The organism is Chondromyces crocatus (genome assembly GCF_001189295.1).
Lineage (GTDB): Bacteria > Myxococcota_A > Polyangia > Polyangiales > Polyangiaceae > Chondromyces > Chondromyces crocatus.
On record NZ_CP012159.1, the window covers coordinates 5,318,415 to 5,333,526 of the forward strand.

Annotated in this window: 13 protein-coding genes; 4 read left to right on the forward strand and 9 right to left on the reverse strand. The window is 70.8% G+C overall.

The window, feature by feature from the left end; translation table 11 throughout:
• Nucleotide 1: 1 nt before the first annotated feature.
• Nucleotides 2-655 carry a DUF72 domain-containing protein gene (locus CMC5_RS19580; protein ID WP_245678527.1) on the forward strand — a complete coding sequence of 218 codons (654 nt, stop codon included), beginning with the start codon at nucleotides 2-4 and terminating at the stop codon, nucleotides 653-655.
• Complete coding sequence (locus tag CMC5_RS19585) at nucleotides 652-1,716, forward strand: hypothetical protein (protein ID WP_050431845.1); 1,065 nt, start codon at nucleotides 652-654, stop codon at nucleotides 1,714-1,716. The genes CMC5_RS19580 and CMC5_RS19585 overlap by 4 nt, the downstream gene beginning before the upstream one ends.
• 282 nt (nucleotides 1,717-1,998) lie before the next feature.
• On the opposite strand, the gene rpmB is transcribed toward CMC5_RS19585, so the two are convergent.
• The 3 genes from rpmB to CMC5_RS19600 all read right to left on the reverse strand — a co-directional run bounded on the left by rpmB (nucleotide 1,999) and on the right by CMC5_RS19600 (nucleotide 4,573).
• Nucleotides 1,999-2,223 carry a 50S ribosomal protein L28 gene (gene rpmB, locus CMC5_RS19590; RefSeq protein WP_050431846.1) on the reverse strand — a complete coding sequence of 75 codons (225 nt, stop codon included), beginning with the start codon at nucleotides 2,221-2,223 and terminating at the stop codon, nucleotides 1,999-2,001.
• Between the two features lie 95 nt (nucleotides 2,224-2,318).
• Complete coding sequence (locus CMC5_RS19595) at nucleotides 2,319-3,707, reverse strand: ICP22 family protein (RefSeq protein WP_050431847.1); 1,389 nt, start codon at nucleotides 3,705-3,707, stop codon at nucleotides 2,319-2,321.
• Between the two features lie 17 nt (nucleotides 3,708-3,724).
• On the reverse strand, nucleotides 3,725-4,573 hold the full coding sequence (locus tag CMC5_RS19600; RefSeq protein WP_245678528.1) for an N-formylglutamate amidohydrolase: 849 nt from the start codon (nucleotides 4,571-4,573) through the stop codon (nucleotides 3,725-3,727).
• A gap of 142 nt (nucleotides 4,574-4,715) precedes the next feature.
• Between CMC5_RS19600 and CMC5_RS19605 the strand changes: the two genes are divergently transcribed.
• Nucleotides 4,716-5,606 (forward strand): site-specific tyrosine recombinase, encoded by an 891-nt coding sequence (locus tag CMC5_RS19605; RefSeq protein ID WP_050436008.1) that lies wholly within the window; start codon nucleotides 4,716-4,718, stop codon nucleotides 5,604-5,606.
• 188 nt (nucleotides 5,607-5,794) lie between these two features.
• On the opposite strand, the gene CMC5_RS19610 is transcribed toward CMC5_RS19605, so the two are convergent.
• The 6 genes from CMC5_RS19610 to CMC5_RS19635 form a co-directional block, all read right to left on the reverse strand.
• On the reverse strand, nucleotides 5,795-7,465 hold the full coding sequence (locus tag CMC5_RS19610; protein WP_050431849.1) for a serine/threonine protein kinase: 1,671 nt from the start codon (nucleotides 7,463-7,465) through the stop codon (nucleotides 5,795-5,797).
• A 4-nt stretch (nucleotides 7,466-7,469) separates the two neighbouring features.
• Nucleotides 7,470-8,111, reverse strand: coding sequence for a hypothetical protein (locus tag CMC5_RS19615; protein WP_050431850.1), 642 nt, complete (start codon nucleotides 8,109-8,111; stop codon nucleotides 7,470-7,472).
• Between the two features lie 360 nt (nucleotides 8,112-8,471).
• Nucleotides 8,472-9,503 (reverse strand): DUF4340 domain-containing protein, encoded by a 1,032-nt coding sequence (locus tag CMC5_RS19620; RefSeq protein ID WP_050431851.1) that lies wholly within the window; start codon nucleotides 9,501-9,503, stop codon nucleotides 8,472-8,474.
• Nucleotides 9,500-11,452: a Gldg family protein gene (locus tag CMC5_RS19625; protein WP_245678529.1), complete on the reverse strand. Its 1,953-nt coding sequence runs from the start codon at nucleotides 11,450-11,452 to the stop codon at nucleotides 9,500-9,502. Before CMC5_RS19625 ends, CMC5_RS19620 begins: the two co-directional genes overlap by 4 nt.
• Entirely contained in the window at nucleotides 11,449-12,174 is a 726-nt protein-coding gene (locus tag CMC5_RS19630) for an ABC transporter permease (protein ID WP_050431852.1), read from the reverse strand. Before CMC5_RS19630 ends, CMC5_RS19625 begins: the two co-directional genes overlap by 4 nt.
• The gene (locus CMC5_RS19635) at nucleotides 12,171-13,208 is read right to left on the reverse strand and encodes an ABC transporter ATP-binding protein (RefSeq protein ID WP_050431853.1); all 1,038 of its coding nucleotides are present in this window, start codon (nucleotides 13,206-13,208) and stop codon (nucleotides 12,171-12,173) included. Before CMC5_RS19635 ends, CMC5_RS19630 begins: the two co-directional genes overlap by 4 nt.
• Before the next feature lie 290 nt (nucleotides 13,209-13,498).
• On the opposite strand from CMC5_RS19635, the gene CMC5_RS19640 reads away from it, so the two are divergent.
• Nucleotides 13,499-14,776 (forward strand): MFS transporter, encoded by a 1,278-nt coding sequence (locus tag CMC5_RS19640; RefSeq protein ID WP_082362625.1) that lies wholly within the window; start codon nucleotides 13,499-13,501, stop codon nucleotides 14,774-14,776.
• Nucleotides 14,777-15,112: the final 336 nt, after the last annotated feature.

A 15,112-nucleotide genomic window follows, 5' to 3' on the forward strand; every position in this document is an offset into this window, starting at 1 on the left:
CATGGTCGAGATCCGCCCCGTGGACACCTCCGTCCCGCGTCCACCGACGCTGCGTCGATGGAGGAAGGCTGCTTCACCCACCTTCGTGTTCAGCGTGATCTTGCCTCGCATCGTCGGCAGCCTCGAGACAGGCGAAGCCGTCGACACCGCGCTCGCCGACACGCTCCAGGTGGCATCGACCCTCGAAGCACGCTGCATCGTGCTCCAGACCCCGCCGGACGTCCGCCCCACCGCCGCCAACCGCAAGAAGATCGCCGCGCTCTTCGCGCGCATCCCCCCCGAGGGCGTGGTCCGCTGCTGGGAAGCTTCGGGCGTGTGGGAGCAGGACGACGTCATCGCCACGGCCCGCGCGGCGGGCGTTCTCCCCGTGTTCGACGCAGCCCGTGACGATCTGCCCTCTGGCCCCATCGTGTACACCCGCCTCCGCGCCCTCGGCAAATCGGCCTCCCTCAGCGAGACCTCGCTCCAGCGTGTCGCCGACGCCCTTCGTGGGCGCCGCGAGTCCTTCGTCATCGTCGAAGGCCGAGGTGGCGTCCGCACCCGTCAGGCGTTGCTCACTGCCACGGCGCGCTCCCGCGCCGAGCCGGGCGATGCGGCCACCGTGCGCCCCGTGATCATGCCGATGCCGCTCAAGGCCGAGGACGAAGAGCAGTGATCCGCGGAATCGCCGCCACCGCGAGCGATGGAACCGCGGCGGAGGCTGCGCAGAACGCGCTCACTGCAGGTGGCAGCGCCGCGGACGCGCTGATCGCAGGCTTCCTCGCCGCGGCCGGCGCGCGCCCTGGCGTCCTCCTCGCCCCTGCCATCGCCCTCGTCGCAGGTACCGGCGTCGGCGCGCGCGTATTCGACGGCCGCGCTGCCCAGCCTGGCCTGGGCGCCGCGCGACCCCGCGGCTTCGTCGACGCCGCGAGTGTCCCTCATGCAGCCCGCGTCGCCGCCCCGCGCACCCTCGGCATGCTCAGCCTCCTGCACGGCTACCTCGGCCGCACCCGCATGGGCGAGCTCGCGCGCAACGGCATCCTCGCGGCCACCCACGCTGGCGCCACCGAGCGTGCAGAACTCATCAAGCAGGTCGGCGCCTCCGGCGGCGCCACCCTCCAGCTCCGCGCCGTGAGCCGCGCGCTGCTCGCAGCGGGTGGCGTGATCGCGGGCGGCACGTTGACCGAAGACGACCTCCGCGAGAACCTCCCTGGCAGCGGCGACGCGCTCACCACCGAACTCCCGGGCGACCCCGAAGGCAGCGACCCCATCACCCTCGTGCGCTCACCCTTCCCCGCCGGCGCCGAAGCCAGACCTGCCGAGATCATCGTCGCCTGCGACGGCCGCGGCATGCTCGCCGCCCTCGCGTACGCGCCCGCCCGCCTCGGCGTCATCGTCGCCGAACTCGAGATCGAACTCGGCCACGACGCCGTCCCCGTCCGTCGCGGCGTCCCGCGCACCACCCCGGGCACCGTCCTCCCCATGGCCACCCCGATCGCCGTGCTCCAGCGAGGCCGCTTCGCCGCGGCCGTCGGCCTCGAGCGCCTCCCGGGCATCGACAACCGCACCCTGACCTCCCTCACCGAGCGCCTCACCTTCGAGACCGGCTGGGACGCCTCCTTGGAGACCCGCCTCTCCGAGCTCCGACTCCAGACGAACGCCCGCCGAGCCCTGGCCGCCGTGCGCGACGGCCAGAACGCCAAGGCCCTCATCCAGGGCAAGATCACCGACGACTGAAGAGGGAAGGGGAGGGAGGACGACCTTCCCCGCATCGCTTCCCAGGGAGAAGGATCACCTCCCTGGTGCCGCGTGGGCTCGCTCCAGGGAGGAGGACCCTCTCCCTGGCACCGCGTGGGCTCGCTCTGGCGCGGCGCTGACCCGCTCGTGCGCGATGCCCACACGCTCTGGATGGAAGCGAAAAAGCGGCGACTCCCCGAGGGGAACCGCCGCTCTCTTCAACACGCTCGTGCGCTATCACGCCCGAACGTCACGCACACCCTTCGGTGTACGCCGCGCCCCTCAGAGGGCGACGCCGTAACGCTGGGCGTACGCGAGCAGGCCGATCTTGTCGATCGTGCGGATGTCGCGCGTCGTCACCTTCAGCGTCACGAAGCGGTTCAGCTCAGGCACCCAGAGCCGGCGCGTCTGGATGTTCACGTGCTGCCAGCGCTTCGTCTTGATGTTGGAGTGAGACACGTTCTGCGCCAGCAGCTTGCGCTTCCCGGTGATATCGCTTCTCGCCATGGGGTCCTCGGGGTCCTCTTCGTTGGGGCGCGTCCTCCGCAACCCACGCTCGGGAGCGGCGCAAGGTGAAGGAAACGACCCTGCTTGTCAAGCGTTCATGTGAGCCAGTCGTTGCTCGACGGCTGCGTTGGCTTCTTGGCCTCTCGTGGCGGCCGGTGCAGGTTGATCCGCCGCGCGGCAGGGGCCAGACGCCACGCGAGGATCTGGAAGAGACCTATCGAGGTCAAGGCCGATGTGGCGGCGAACGCCACCCCTGACCCGATCACCGCCCCCACCTCTGCTGCCTGGAGCCCTTCGACCCCGGACAGCCCGTCGAACACCAGGTCTCCGGCGAGCGACAGGTTCACCGCGAGGGCCAGGTACGCCCCGGCGCTCGTCGTTTCCTCCCCCATGAAGCCGAGCAACCCGGCCGTCATCGCCAGGATCACCAGGATCGCTCCTGCCTCGCCGAGCCCGATCTGGTGCGTCGTCAACCGCAGGATCACGGACACCGTGAACGGCAACGCCGCCGCAAACGCTGCCCCCAGCAGCCAGCGAGCGCCCGCATACGCGCGGTAACGCGCCCGGAACGCGAGCGCCGCTGGCAGCGCCGCGGCGGCGATGGCGCGCGCCACCCCCCACGCGAACCCGCCCGCGTCGATGCCCACCGCCGGCCCGGAGCCCACCAGGCCGAGCAGGGTCGACGTCAGCCCGATCCCCAGCATCGCTGCCGCCCGCTGCCGGTACGTGATCCGCGTGAGCGCCAGGACCAGCGTGATGGCGCCCAGCACCACCCCCATGAATCCCGAAGCCACGCCTCCCGGACGGAGCGCCGTGACCTGCAGACCGCCCAGCACCACCAGCGTGAGCCCGACCGCCGCACACCACAACCGCGCCGCATCCCGGGCGGGCTCGATCGGCGCCAGGTCCTCCATCAGTGCCTCGGAGGCGAGCAACGGCGGCCGGTTCAGCGCCTCGCGACCGGCCTCCTCCTCGTCGAACGTCCCCTCGTCCGACGCGCGCTCTCCTGCGCGCTCGGGCGAGCCTGCCTCGTGACCCGCCTCCTTTTCGTCTGCCGTCTCCTCACCCGAAGCTCTCTCGCCCGAAGCGCCTTCGTCCGAAGCTCTCTCGCCCGAAGCGCCTTCGTCCGAAGCCCCTCGCGCGGCAGCAGCCTCGTCCAGCTCTCCCTCGCCCGCCGACCGAACCGCTGCTTCCCCGTCGCCCTCCTCGCCGGTGCCATCCACCGACGCCGCGCCCTTCACCGACGCCGCGCCCTCCCGGAGCAGCGCTCCTGCCGGCGCGGACGGCGGCGCTGACCCGGCGTGCTCCTCGGCCGCTGCGTCCTGCTCGGCCTCCGACGACCGACCATCCTCCCCGAGGCCACCCTCCAGCGGCGTCTCTCGCTCCGTCTCCTGCGCGTCACCCTCCTCGGGCGGCAGGGCCGGGGCAGGGAAGCTGCTCCCGCCGCTCCCTCTCTTCTCGACGTCTCCACTCGGCGTAGGCATGGACGACCGGGGCGGGCTCAGGCGGTCACGTCGAGCTGCCGCAGGCGCTCGAGGAACTCGGGGGACGCGAGACGGGTCACCAGGGTGCGACCGAACTCGCGCATGGCGTCGAAACCTTGAGTATCCAATCCGAGCGATTGCTCGTCCATGTACAGGCGGCGCGCAATCTCGATTTGCACGGCGTGCACCCTCTGATCCGGCCTGCCGTAGTGGGCCGTGCTGAACCCCCCTCGGTAAGGATCGTCGTGCCGCACCGAGAGACCCCTCTCCCGGCAGTGCCGATCCACCTCATCGATGAGCAGCCCAGCCGCACTCGTCCGGCCGCGCGTCCCGGGCACGATGTCCGCCCGCGCCGGGATGGCCCCCGCATGACCGCTGCGCGCCACGCTCGGCATCGAGTGCGCGCAGAGCAGCACCGCCACCCCGAACCGGGCCCGCTTCCGCGCCAGCAGCTCCGCGAGCCGCGCGTGGTAGGGCCGATAGATCCCCGACAGACGCCGCTCCAGCTCTTCCCGCGGCAAGCGCCGCGACAGCACCGCATCCCCGTCCGTGGTCAGCCGCCAGATCAGCCCCCGCGGCCAGTGCTGCATCCCCCCGCCCTCGACCGCCTCGCAGTCGACGTCGCTCTCGCTGCGGTTCAGATCCACCACCAGCCGGCTCGTGCGGGCCACGAGCAACGTCGCCCCGGCCTCTGGCGCATCCGCGAACAGCGCATCCACGTGCAGATCGGCGTCCCGGCCGATGCTCCGCGCTGGCGCCACCGTCCACGCGAGTGACTCCGGATCGAGGTAGAGCCCCGCGTGGGGAACCTCCACCACGACCGGGCTCTCCCGTCGGGGCTCGATCACCTCGAACGCGGACAGCACCTGTGCACTCTTACCCATTCCGAGCCGGACCGGGAGGGGGGTTGGCATCGCGTCCCCCACGCACTCCGCCCATCGCATACCGACAGCACCCCAGGTCTCGCCTTTCTGGCCACCGCCCGAAGCACCGCGCTACCCTGTGACGGTGGATCTTTCTGGCTGGGTCGACGTTTACCTGGACCACCTCCGTGTCGAGCGCGCCCTCGCGCCCTTGACCCTCGATGCGTACGGCCACGACCTCGCCCGCTTCATCGCGCATGCCGAAGCGCACGACGTCACCACGGCCGAGAAGCTCGACGCCACCCTCGTCGGCACCTACCTCGTCGCCGCTGGAAAGGAAGGCCTCGGCGCTCGCTCGGCGGCGCGGCACCTCTCCGCCGTCCGCGGCTTGACCCGCTTCCTCGTCCGCGAGCGCGTCCTCGACGCCGACCCCTGCGCCCTGGTCGAGCGCCCCAAGGTCGGGCGCCGCCTCCCGCGCGTCCTCGGCGTCGACGACATCCTCCTCCTCCTCGAAGCCCCGGACGCCGTGAGCTTCCGCGGCCTGCGCGACCGCGCCATGCTCCAGGTCATGTACGCGACGGGCATGCGCGTCACCGAGGTCGTCCGCCTCAAGCTCGGCGACGTCGACCGGCGCAAAGGCCTCGTCATGGCCCACGGCAAAGGCGACAAGCGCCGCCTCGTCCCCCTCGGAGAACCTGCGCTCGCCGCGCTGGACAGCTACCTCGCCGAGCGCGCCGCCCACCCACGCGCCGCATCCACCTCGGCCCTCTTCCTCTCCCCGCGCGGCGGCCCGCTCACCCGCCAGGCCATCTGGAAGCTGCTCACCGGCTACGCGCGCGCCGTCGGCATCGACAAGCCGAGTTCTCCGCACAAACTCCGGCACTCCTTCGCCACCCACCTCCTCGAAGGTGGCGCCGACATCCGCACCGTCCAGACCCTCCTCGGCCACGCCGACGTCTCCACGACCGAGGTGTACACCCACCTCGCCGACGATCACGTCCGCGCCGCCTACCGCCGCGCCCACCCGCGCGCGTAGCGCATCCGTCGAACGCGTGACGCGCCGCCCACGCGGAGCGCGTCGCCTGCGAAGCACATCAAGCACACCGTGGTCAGCGCATCGCGTCGCCCACGCAGCACACCACGCTCGCCGTGGTCAGCGCGTCGCGTCGCCCGCAGCGCGCCGACCCTCGCCGAGCGAAGGCCTTCGCGCGCCGCGTGCCGCGTTCACTTGCACTTCTTGAGGAACTTCCCGCAGTTCTGTTTGGTGGGCGTGGCGACGGGCGTCTGCGTCGTCGTCGTCGTCTGCCTGGGAGCCGCGGCGAGCGTGATCTCCTTCTCCAACGGCTTGCCCGGCTCGACCACGATCGTCTCCACGTGCGTGACGAAGCCCGCGCGCTTCGCCCCGAGACGGTAGCTCCCGGGGGCGAGCTGGATGTCCCCGCTCTCCACCTTGGTGTTGATCGTGATCGTGTCGCACGCCTCTGGCATGCACGTGATCTTGATCGGCACCTTCGCCGTCGCCGGATCCTCGGCCGGAGGCTCCTCGGGCTTCGCGGCGCTGTCGTCGGGGGGCGTTGGCGGAGGCGTCTCGTTGGTCGCCACCGCCTCCGTCGGTGCGCCGGTCTCGGCCGGCGGCGGAGACTCGGGCGTCGACGTGCTGGCCGTGTTCGTCGCCTCGGGCGTCGCGCCACTGTCGGAGCTTCCGATCAGGTACCAGGCCGTCCCTGCCCCGATCGCCAGCAGCACCGCGGCCACGCCCACCACGATCGGCATCGCCTTCCCGCCAGGAGCGCGCGGCGCGCCGCCCGCTTGACCGGCGCCACCGGGCAGCGGCACGTGCGTCTGCTGCGTCGAAGGCGGCATGTCCGGACCCGGCGGCATGGCCTGCGCCCCGCCTCCGAAACCACCTCCCGCTCGCAGCGCGTCGACCGACGGATACCCACCGGAGAGATCGCTCCCCCTCGGCCCAGGAGGCCCAGGATCCACCGCGTACGCCGACGAGTTGCTCGGGATCGCCAGCGTGTTCGCCTGACCGAGCCCACTCGGGAACCCTCCGAACGACGCCGCGAACTCCGTCATCGAGCGGTAACGCTCCCGCGGATCGAGCGCCAGCGCGCGCGCGAAGATCGGATCCAGCCCGGGATCGAGCGGCGCACCCAGCTCGTTGGCGCGCGCGGACGCCGGCACCCGCGGCGACAGGACCTCCTGCTGCCACGAGCCCAGATCGGGCGCCCCCTGGCACGAGCGCCAGTACGGCCGCCCCACCAGCGCATAGAACGCCACCAGCGCCGCCGAGAACACGTCCGTCGCTGCGCTGGGCGGCACGCCGCCTTGCACCTGCTCCGGCGCCATCCACGGCGCCGCAACGACGTACCCCTCCTGCGTCGGCAGCACGCTCCGCGCCAGGATCGTCCCGAAGTCGGTGACCTTCAGGTTGCCCGGTGAGTGCGCGTCCACGAAGAGGTTCGTCGGCTTGAGCCCCAGGTGGAAGAACTCCCGGCTGTGCGCCGCGTCCAGCACCGCCGCCAGCGTGCGCAGCATCGCGCTCACCTCGTCGGGGGACATCGGCCGACGCGCCACGAGCTGTGCCACCGACGGGTTCGGGATGAACTCCGTGACCGTGAACGGCGCCGCCGTCGCCTGATCGTAGCCAGCCTCCAGGACGTGCGCGGCCAGGTCCGCCGGCAGCGAGTTCGTCGCGGCCACGTACTGCTGGAGCTGCCCCATCAGATCGGGCCGCTGCCCGATCATCGGCGCGTACGCCTTGAGGGCCACCTCCCGCCCATCCGCCGACATGGCACGGAACGTCGCGGACGCGCCTCCGTAGCCGAGCAGCGCCCGCACGGTGAACTTGCCCGCGATGGGCGTACCGGGTGCGAAGTTCGGTGCGCTCACAGCGTCACTTGCCCGCGACGGCGATCGAGTCGATGGACTCCAGGATGGAGGCGTCGGAGCCCGTGCTGTCGTCCTCCGGCACGAACCCGATCCCGAGGAGCACCTTCCCCTCGCCCGTCGGGCCCGCGAAGATCAAGAGCGGCCCCTTCTTGTCGCCGCGCGCCGCGCCATCGATCTGCCAGAGGCCGATCTTCAGGTCGCCGACGGCCTTCTCTTCGAGCGGCTTCTTCCAGGTCACCTTCTTCTTCGGGACCGTCACGCCGATCTGCTTCGCCAGCTCCTCGACGGCCTCGTCGCGCTTCGCAGGCTCCTGCTTCGCGTCCGTGCCCGTCTCCACCTCGGCGATCGCCAGGGCGGCGCCGTCGGCCGAGTGCTGAGAGACCGTCGCGTCCGCACCTTGCGCGTAGGTCCAGCCGTTGATCGGGTGGATCACGTGCGAGCTCTTCGCGATCTTCGCGCGCGTGTCCGCGCCCGACTCACACTTCTCCTCGAGCGCCTCGCAGGGTTTCGGCTTGGGGGGATCCGGCGTCTCCTGCACGGGCTCCGGGATGTCCTGCGACGGACTCTCGGGCGCCGGCGTCGAGCTGCATGCGGAGGACAGCGCCGCAGCGCTGAGCACCAGGAAGGTCCAGGTTCGAAGCTCCATATCGCGATGCGAGCCTCGCAGAAGCCGGCCCGCCGCCGCAAGTAAAGAGATGGGGCTCCCGGGGTGGACCCGAGGCGCCCTGGGGGACGGGTGGAGAGCCGGACCGGGGCAGGGAAGGCGGCGAAAGGAAGCGGGGGCCAGCGGGGCCTGGGGCAGGCCATCGAGGGAGGGCCTGCGGGGGTCGAGGAAGGGCCGCGTCGGGCGGGAGTGAGGCGGTCCCAGCAGAGCCGCCTGACCCAGCAGCAAACAACACGCTTGAAAGTGGGAAGGGATCGCGGGGGGGTAGAGCCCCCCATGCCGACGCGACCCGGCGGCGGAGGCCCACGCGCCGGGGTGAGGAACGAAGCCGCTCGCCGCGGGTTACTTCACGACCGCGCCGAGGTCCTGCTCGACCTGCTCTGCCACGGTCGCGGGCACCTTCCCGGGAAGGCGGAGCCGCTCGGTGACCAGGTAGTACTCGGGCTTCCCGCCCTCGGCTGCCGGCCCCTTCTGCAGCTCCACATACCCCAGCTCGCCAGCGGCGCCGGTGTAGTCCACCCGCACCACCGTCGTGCCGCCCTCGGGCGCGCTGACCACGTACTCGGTCGGGCGGAGCCGATCGAGCTTCGTCATCCAGTTCCCGGCCGTCTCGTCGGCTTGCCCCTCGCTCGCGGGATCGGCCCAGAACTTCTTCCCGTCCGCCCCGCTGCTGCGCGACAGCTCGCGCGACTTGTCCCCGGCCGTCACCTTGGCCCGCGACACGTCGACGTCACGCCACTCGTGCAGATCGCGCTCCATCAGCCGCGACTCCGCCTGATCCACGTCCCGGAAGATGTCGCCCTTGACCGCGTACACCTCACCCGTCGCCGGATCCCGCACGTACCGGTCGGCGCCACCGGGCGTCGCCGCACCGAACTCCAGCTTCCGCTCGGCGCCCTTCAAGGTCACCGTCAGCGTCCCTTCGGGCGCGTCCAGCCCGAACTCCGCCGCGCGCTCCTCGCCGATCTTCCCGATCGCCCGCAGCGCCTTGAGCGGCGAGAGCAGCTCCGCGAGCTTCGTCCCGGCGCCCACCGACAGGAACGTCGTGGACTTGGCCGGCTGCGGCTCGTGATCGTGCGCGTGATCGTGACCGTCTTCCTCGCCCTCGGGGTGCGGCTTCGGTGCAGCCGCCTCCCGCTCGCTCGTCCCGAGGAAGTAGCGCCCGGCCTTGTCCTGCTTCGCTTCCAGGACGACCTTCTTCTTCTTCCCCTCGAAGACCACGCGCGACACGTCGTCTGCCCGCCCTTGCCACACCGTCACGTCGGCCTGGGACAGGGCAGTCGCCTTCTTGTCGCGCGTCCACACCCCGATCGCGCACACCGCCGCCACGACGAGCAGCCCGAGGTGCACGAAGAAACCGCGATCCACCTTCATGCGCTCCTCCCACGCCGACCACGGCGCGTCACGATGAGCCCCAGGCCCAGCACCACGGCCGGCCCGAGCGCGATGGTCCCCCAGAACCAGAGCTGATCCTTCTCCTTCGTGTGCTCGATCCGCGCGTCTTCCGCCGTCGTGATCGTGCCGGCGAAGCTCTCCTCGCCGCCCAGCCACCGGATCGCATCCAGCACCAGCACCACGTTGGGATCGTTGCCGAACGCCGCGTCGCTCAGCGCGTCCGCGTCGGCGACCACGAACGCCCGCAGCTCCTTCTTGTCGTTCCCCTCGCCGCCGATCTCCTTCGAGACCGCTGCCGCCAGGTTGTACGTCGACCGCTTCTCGCCGTCGGCGTCGAACGTGAAGTTCCCGTTCGGATCCTCGAACGTCTCCCCCATCGACTTGATGGTGAAGTCGACCTTCTCGCTCCCGCCCTCGCGCTTGTCGAGCGACGACACCCCGGGGAACAGCGTCGGTGCCCGCGCCGCGTTGCGGCTCAGCGTCGACACCGAAGCGTGCGACGAGTACCGCGTGCTCACCAGGTTCGAGCGGTCCGCGTCGTTGTACCGACGCCGCACGTAGACCTTGTCGTTCGCCAGTGGCGTGGGCTTCCAGGTGAGGCCCACGATCTCCGCCAGCGGATCCAGGTCCACCTTCGCGTCCGGATCGAGCCCCATGAGGAGCTTCCCGCCCTCGTCGGCGAAGCGCTTCAGCGCCGCGACCTCTTCCGGCAGGAGCGCCTTCGCCGGCCCGAGCACGATCACCAGGAACGCGTCCTTCGGGATCTCGCTCCCCAGCCCTTGCCCGAGGCCCAGGTCCTTCACCACGTAGTTCTGCGACTCGAGCAGCTTGCGCAGGTTCTTCGCGCTCCTGCCCTCCTTCGCCTCCGCGCCCGTGGCCTCGTTCAGCTCCCCGTGGCCGACGGTGAAGTACGCCGTCCGCTGCGAGCGCACCACCTTGAGCAGCGCCTTCTGGAAGTCCGCGTCGAGCGTCTTCAGCTTCGCCGCCGCCGTCTTGATGTCGGCGCCGACCGTCACCAGCTCCCGTGCAGGCCCGCGCGTCAGCACGATGACCCCGTCCTGGGTGACCTTCGCTTCCTTGGCCAGGGCCGGCACGACCAGCCGATCCTGCACCTCGACCTCCAGGCTCGGCGCGCCCTTCGCGAGCTCGCGCAGGTAGCCCTCGACCTCCACCCCCACCTCGTTGAGCTGAGGGAAGAACGCCGTCACCTTCACCGGCTCGGTCAGCGACTGCGCCACCTTCAGCGTCGACTCGCTCGCCCGCGACGTGCGGAAGTACGAGAAGTCCGCCTTGATGTCGAGTTCACCCGCCGCGTACACGAACAGCGCCGTGTAGACCGCCGCGAACGACAGCGCCATCGCCGACAACGTCGCCGCGCGGACCCGCCGCCCTTCGAGCTGAGGCGCCCGCCGCATCGGCGCGAGGGCCAGCTCCCCGAAGAACATCGGCAGCGTCGCCACCACGAGCAGCCCGATCCACCCCACCGTGGTCGCCCCGTGGATGCGCGCCCGCGTCTCCGGCGCCGCCTTCGCCACCCCGAGCAGCGCCCGCCCCGTGTCCGTCGTGCTGAAGTACAGCCCGATCGCCACGAGCCCGAGCAGCGACAGGAGCGCCAGCGCGCGCTCGATCGCCGCCCGCTCCCCGCGCTCCCGGAGCGCCGCCACGAAGCGCAGCGCCGTCACCAGCGCCACCAGCGCCACGCCGATCCCGGACAGCGTGTACCGCGCCGCATCGAACGTCGGCACCACCCGCTCCCCGAGGAACAGGAGCAACAGCGCACCCAGGTACGCCGGCACCATCCACGCACCCGGCTGCACCTGGAACGCTGCCGGCGCTGCGTGCGCCTTCACCGGAGCCTTCGTCTCGGCTGCCTTCGCGGAAGCCTTCTCGTCGGCCGCAGCCGACTTCGGATCCTTCTCGTCCTTCACCGCCACCTCCGCGCCTTCAGCGTGTGCGTCGCGGCCAGCAAGAAGAAGTAAGCCACGGCCACGTAGTAGAGGACGTTCTCCAGCCGCAGCACCCCGTTCAGGAACGGCCGCTGCCGCTGCGGGTACAGGTTCAGCGCGAACAGGAAGTCGTTCACCGGCGGCTCCGTCACCCGGGCCACCCAGAACAGGAGCGCCAGCGTCACCAGGATCGCTGCGCCCCCGATCATCGCCACCACCTGGTTCGACGCCAGGGTCGACGCGAAGATCCCGATCGACAGCGCCGCCCCGCCCGCGAGCAGCACGCCCGCGTAGCCGGTCAGAATGTGCCCGATCGACACCTTCCCGTTCACGAAGATCAGGAGCGGCATGTACACCGTCGTCAGCGTCATCAGCCCGATCAGAGCGAACGCCGCCAGGAACTTCCCGGCGATGATCTCCCCGTCACGGATCGGCGCCGTGCGCAGCAGCACCAGCGTCCCGTGCTCCCGCTCTCCGGCGACCAGCCGCATGCTCAAGATCAGCGCCGCCACCATGGTCACCACACAGGTCCCGTCCAGGAACCGGAGCAGCACCTCCGACGACAGCTTCGGCCCCGACCCGAGCCCGTACGCCTGAAAGTAGATCCCCTCGATCAGCAGCGCCCCTGCGGCCACGATGTAGCCGAGCAGCGATCGAAGGTACGCGGAGAGTTCTCTCCGCGCGACGAGCAGCGCCCCTCTCATGTCGACTCTCCCTCGTCCTTGCTGGCGACCACGGCCTTCGCCCCGGCAGCCTTCTTCTTTTTCAGCGGGCTCGCCCCGCCCCCTTCGGCGCCGCCCTCTCCGGACGACAGCCGCAGGAACACCGTCTCCAGCTCCCGCTCGCTCCGGCGCAGCTCCAGGACCCCGAGCCCCTTGCCGACCAGCGTCGACACCAGGCTCGCACGCACGTCCTTGCTCGCCTCGATCCGGAACGCCTGCGCGTCACCCGGCTCGTTCGACGACGTGCTCTCCACGGCCAGCACCCCCTCGATCGACCGAAGGATCTCCGCCGCCGAGCCCCCGCCACTCGCCTCCCCGATCACCGTGATCTCGAAGCGCACGCCCTCCAGGAGCTTCGTCGACAGCTCGTCCGGCGTCCCTTGCGCCCCGATCGCGCCGTCGCGGATCACCAGGATCCGGTCGCACGTCTCGCTGATCTCCGAGAGGATGTGGCTCGACAGGAGGATCGTGTGCTCCCCCTTCAGGTTCCGGAGCAGGCTCCTCATCTCCACGATCTGCACCGGATCGAGACCGCTGATCGGCTCGTCCAGCACGAGCAGCCGCGGCTTGTGGATGATCGCCTGCGCGATGCCCACGCGCTGCTTGTACCCGTGCGAGAGCGAGGTGATCGGATCGTCGGCCACGCGCGACAGCTCCGTCATCTCGAGCACCTCGGGCACCCGCCGCTCGGCGGCCGAGGCCTCCATCCCGCGCAGCCGCGCGGCGAAGGAGAGGAAGGCCCGCACCGTCATCTCGTCGTAGAGCGGCGGCCGATCGGGCAGGTACCCGATGCGCGACCGCACCTCGTGGGGGTGGTCGACGACATCGAGCCCATCGACCAGCACCGTGCCCGACGAGGGCAGGAGGTCACAGGCCAGGATACGAAGGGTGGTGGTCTTGCCGGCGCCGTTGAGCCCCAGGAGACCGACGATCTCGCCGGCCTCGATCGTGAACGAGAGGGGCCCGACAGCCCGGCGGTCGCCGTAGTATTTGTAGAGATCGCGGATCTCGATCACGAGCGCACCGTCCAGGTTGGGGTGGCACTCGGGGGGGCCGCAAACGCTGCCGGCCGCCCGAAGCGCCAGCGGCCCCTTACAACGGAGAGCCCGGGAAATCATTCCCGAGGTCGCTCCCTGGGCCCCGATCCCTGCCTCTCCACCTGGTCCTGCCAGCCCGATTCTGGGGCCTGCCAGAGAACCTCCACCGTCGCCGCAGCATCCTACGGCTCGTGCAAAGACCCCCGAGGCGTCATGGGCGTAGCTCGGAAAGACATGGGCAACCCTCGGCGCTTCGGGACAATGACCCCATGGAGAAGCGCGACGGCGACGCCGTTCCTGTCCCCGGCGCGCTCGATGCGCACCACGAAGGGGCCCCGCAGGACCCAGAGCCCACGCTGGATCGCCGCGGACGTGCCGCCGTGTTCGTCGTCTTCTTCGTCAACGGCGCCCTCATCGCCCACTGGTTCTCCCGCATCCCCGCCGTGAAGGCGAAACTCCAGGCCACCGACGGCGCGTTCGGCCTCGCCCTCCTCGCCACCGCCTTCGGCGCCCTCATCTCCATGCCCCTCGTCGGCGTGTGGACTGCGCGCCTCGGCAGCCGCGTCCTCACCGTGGCCAGCGCCATCGGCCTCTGCCTCTGCAACGCCGCGCTGCCCTTCGCCCCCAGCCTCCCGCTGCTCGCCGTCGCGCTCCTCCTCTGGGGCGCGAGCAACGGCGCCCTCGACGTCTCGATGAACGGCCAGGCGGTGACCGTCGAGAAGACCTACCGCCGCTCCATCATGTCCTCGTTCCACGCGGCCTTCAGCCTCGGAGGCATGGCCGGCGCCTTGCTCGGAGGCCGCATCGCCGCGGCCGACGTGGGCCCATCGCCTCATCTCGTCGGCGTCAGCCTCGTGAGCTTGCTCCTCTTCCTCGCGGCTGCACCTGGCCTGGTCCACGGCGCTGGCAAGGCGCGTGCAGCCGGCCCGGCGTTCTCCTTTCCTGCGCGCTGGTTGCTTTCCCTCGGCGTCATCGGCCTTTGCTCCATGCTTGGCGAGGGCGCCGTCGCCGACTGGTCGGCCGTGTACCTGCGCGAGGTGCTGGGGACGAGCGAGGGCTACGCCGCGATGGGCTACGCCGCCTTCAGCTCGACCATGGCCGTGGGCCGCCTCGCTGGCGATCGCCTCACCGAGCGCCTCGGCGCCGGCACCTTGGTGCGCGCCGGAGGCTGGCTCTCCGCGGTGGGCCTCTGCGTGGCGCTGATCTCCGGCACCCCCGCGATGGGCGTCGTCGGCTTCGCTTGCGTCGGCGCCGGCCTCTCGATCGTCGCGCCCCTCGTGTTCGGCGCCGCCGGCCGCAATGCCAGGAACTCGGGCCAGGCCATCGCCGCCGTGACCACCACCAGCTACCTGGGCTTCTTCCTCGGCCCGCCACTCATCGGCTTGCTCAGCGATGCGCTCACCGTGCGCGGTGGCCTCGGCGTGGTCGTCGTCACCTCGGTCCTGATCGCCGTTCTCGCCAGCGTTCGCTCCACACGCCTGAACGGCACCTCTTCTCCCGAGGGAGAGGAAGGACGCCACGACGACCCGCTGGAAGAGCCGACCTGAAATCCCTCTGGCCTCGTCGTCCCTGTCGCTCCTCGCGTCGCCGCCATCGTCTCGGGAGAGGACCCGCTTCGTCTTGCGCGAGAAAGCGCCTCGTTCGCACGAGAAAGCGCCTCGTTCGCACGAGAAAGCGCCTCGTTCGCACGAGAAAGCGCCTCGTGAGGACGGATGCGGGCGTCGCGCGGGCTCCCTGAAGGACGACGCGGTGTCGTCCCGAGGACGCGATGACGCCGTGAAGTTCGTCGCCTTGTCGTCCCGAGGACGACAAGCCTGACGAGATGACGGAGGAGAATCCGCGATGGTCGTCATGATGTCGTCCAGGATGGCGGATGCGACTCC

Bases quoted from the DNA above. Each gene is read 5' to 3' on its own strand.
- rpmB (WP_050431846.1), bottom strand. From the start codon at position 2,223: ATGGCGAGAAGCGATATCACCGGGAAGCGCAAGCTGCTGGCGCAGAAC.
- CMC5_RS19580 (WP_245678527.1), top strand. From the start codon at position 2: ATGGTCGAGATCCGCCCCGTGGACACCTCCGTCCCGCGTCCACCGACG.
- CMC5_RS19620 (WP_050431851.1), bottom strand. From the start codon at position 9,503: ATGAAGGTGGATCGCGGTTTCTTCGTGCACCTCGGGCTGCTCGTCGTG.
- CMC5_RS19615 (WP_050431850.1), bottom strand. From the start codon at position 8,111: ATGGAGCTTCGAACCTGGACCTTCCTGGTGCTCAGCGCTGCGGCGCTG.
- CMC5_RS19630 (WP_050431852.1), bottom strand. From the start codon at position 12,174: ATGAGAGGGGCGCTGCTCGTCGCGCGGAGAGAACTCTCCGCGTACCTT.
- CMC5_RS19640 (WP_082362625.1), top strand. From the start codon at position 13,499: ATGGAGAAGCGCGACGGCGACGCCGTTCCTGTCCCCGGCGCGCTCGAT.
- CMC5_RS19595 (WP_050431847.1), bottom strand. From the start codon at position 3,707: ATGCCTACGCCGAGTGGAGACGTCGAGAAGAGAGGGAGCGGCGGGAGC.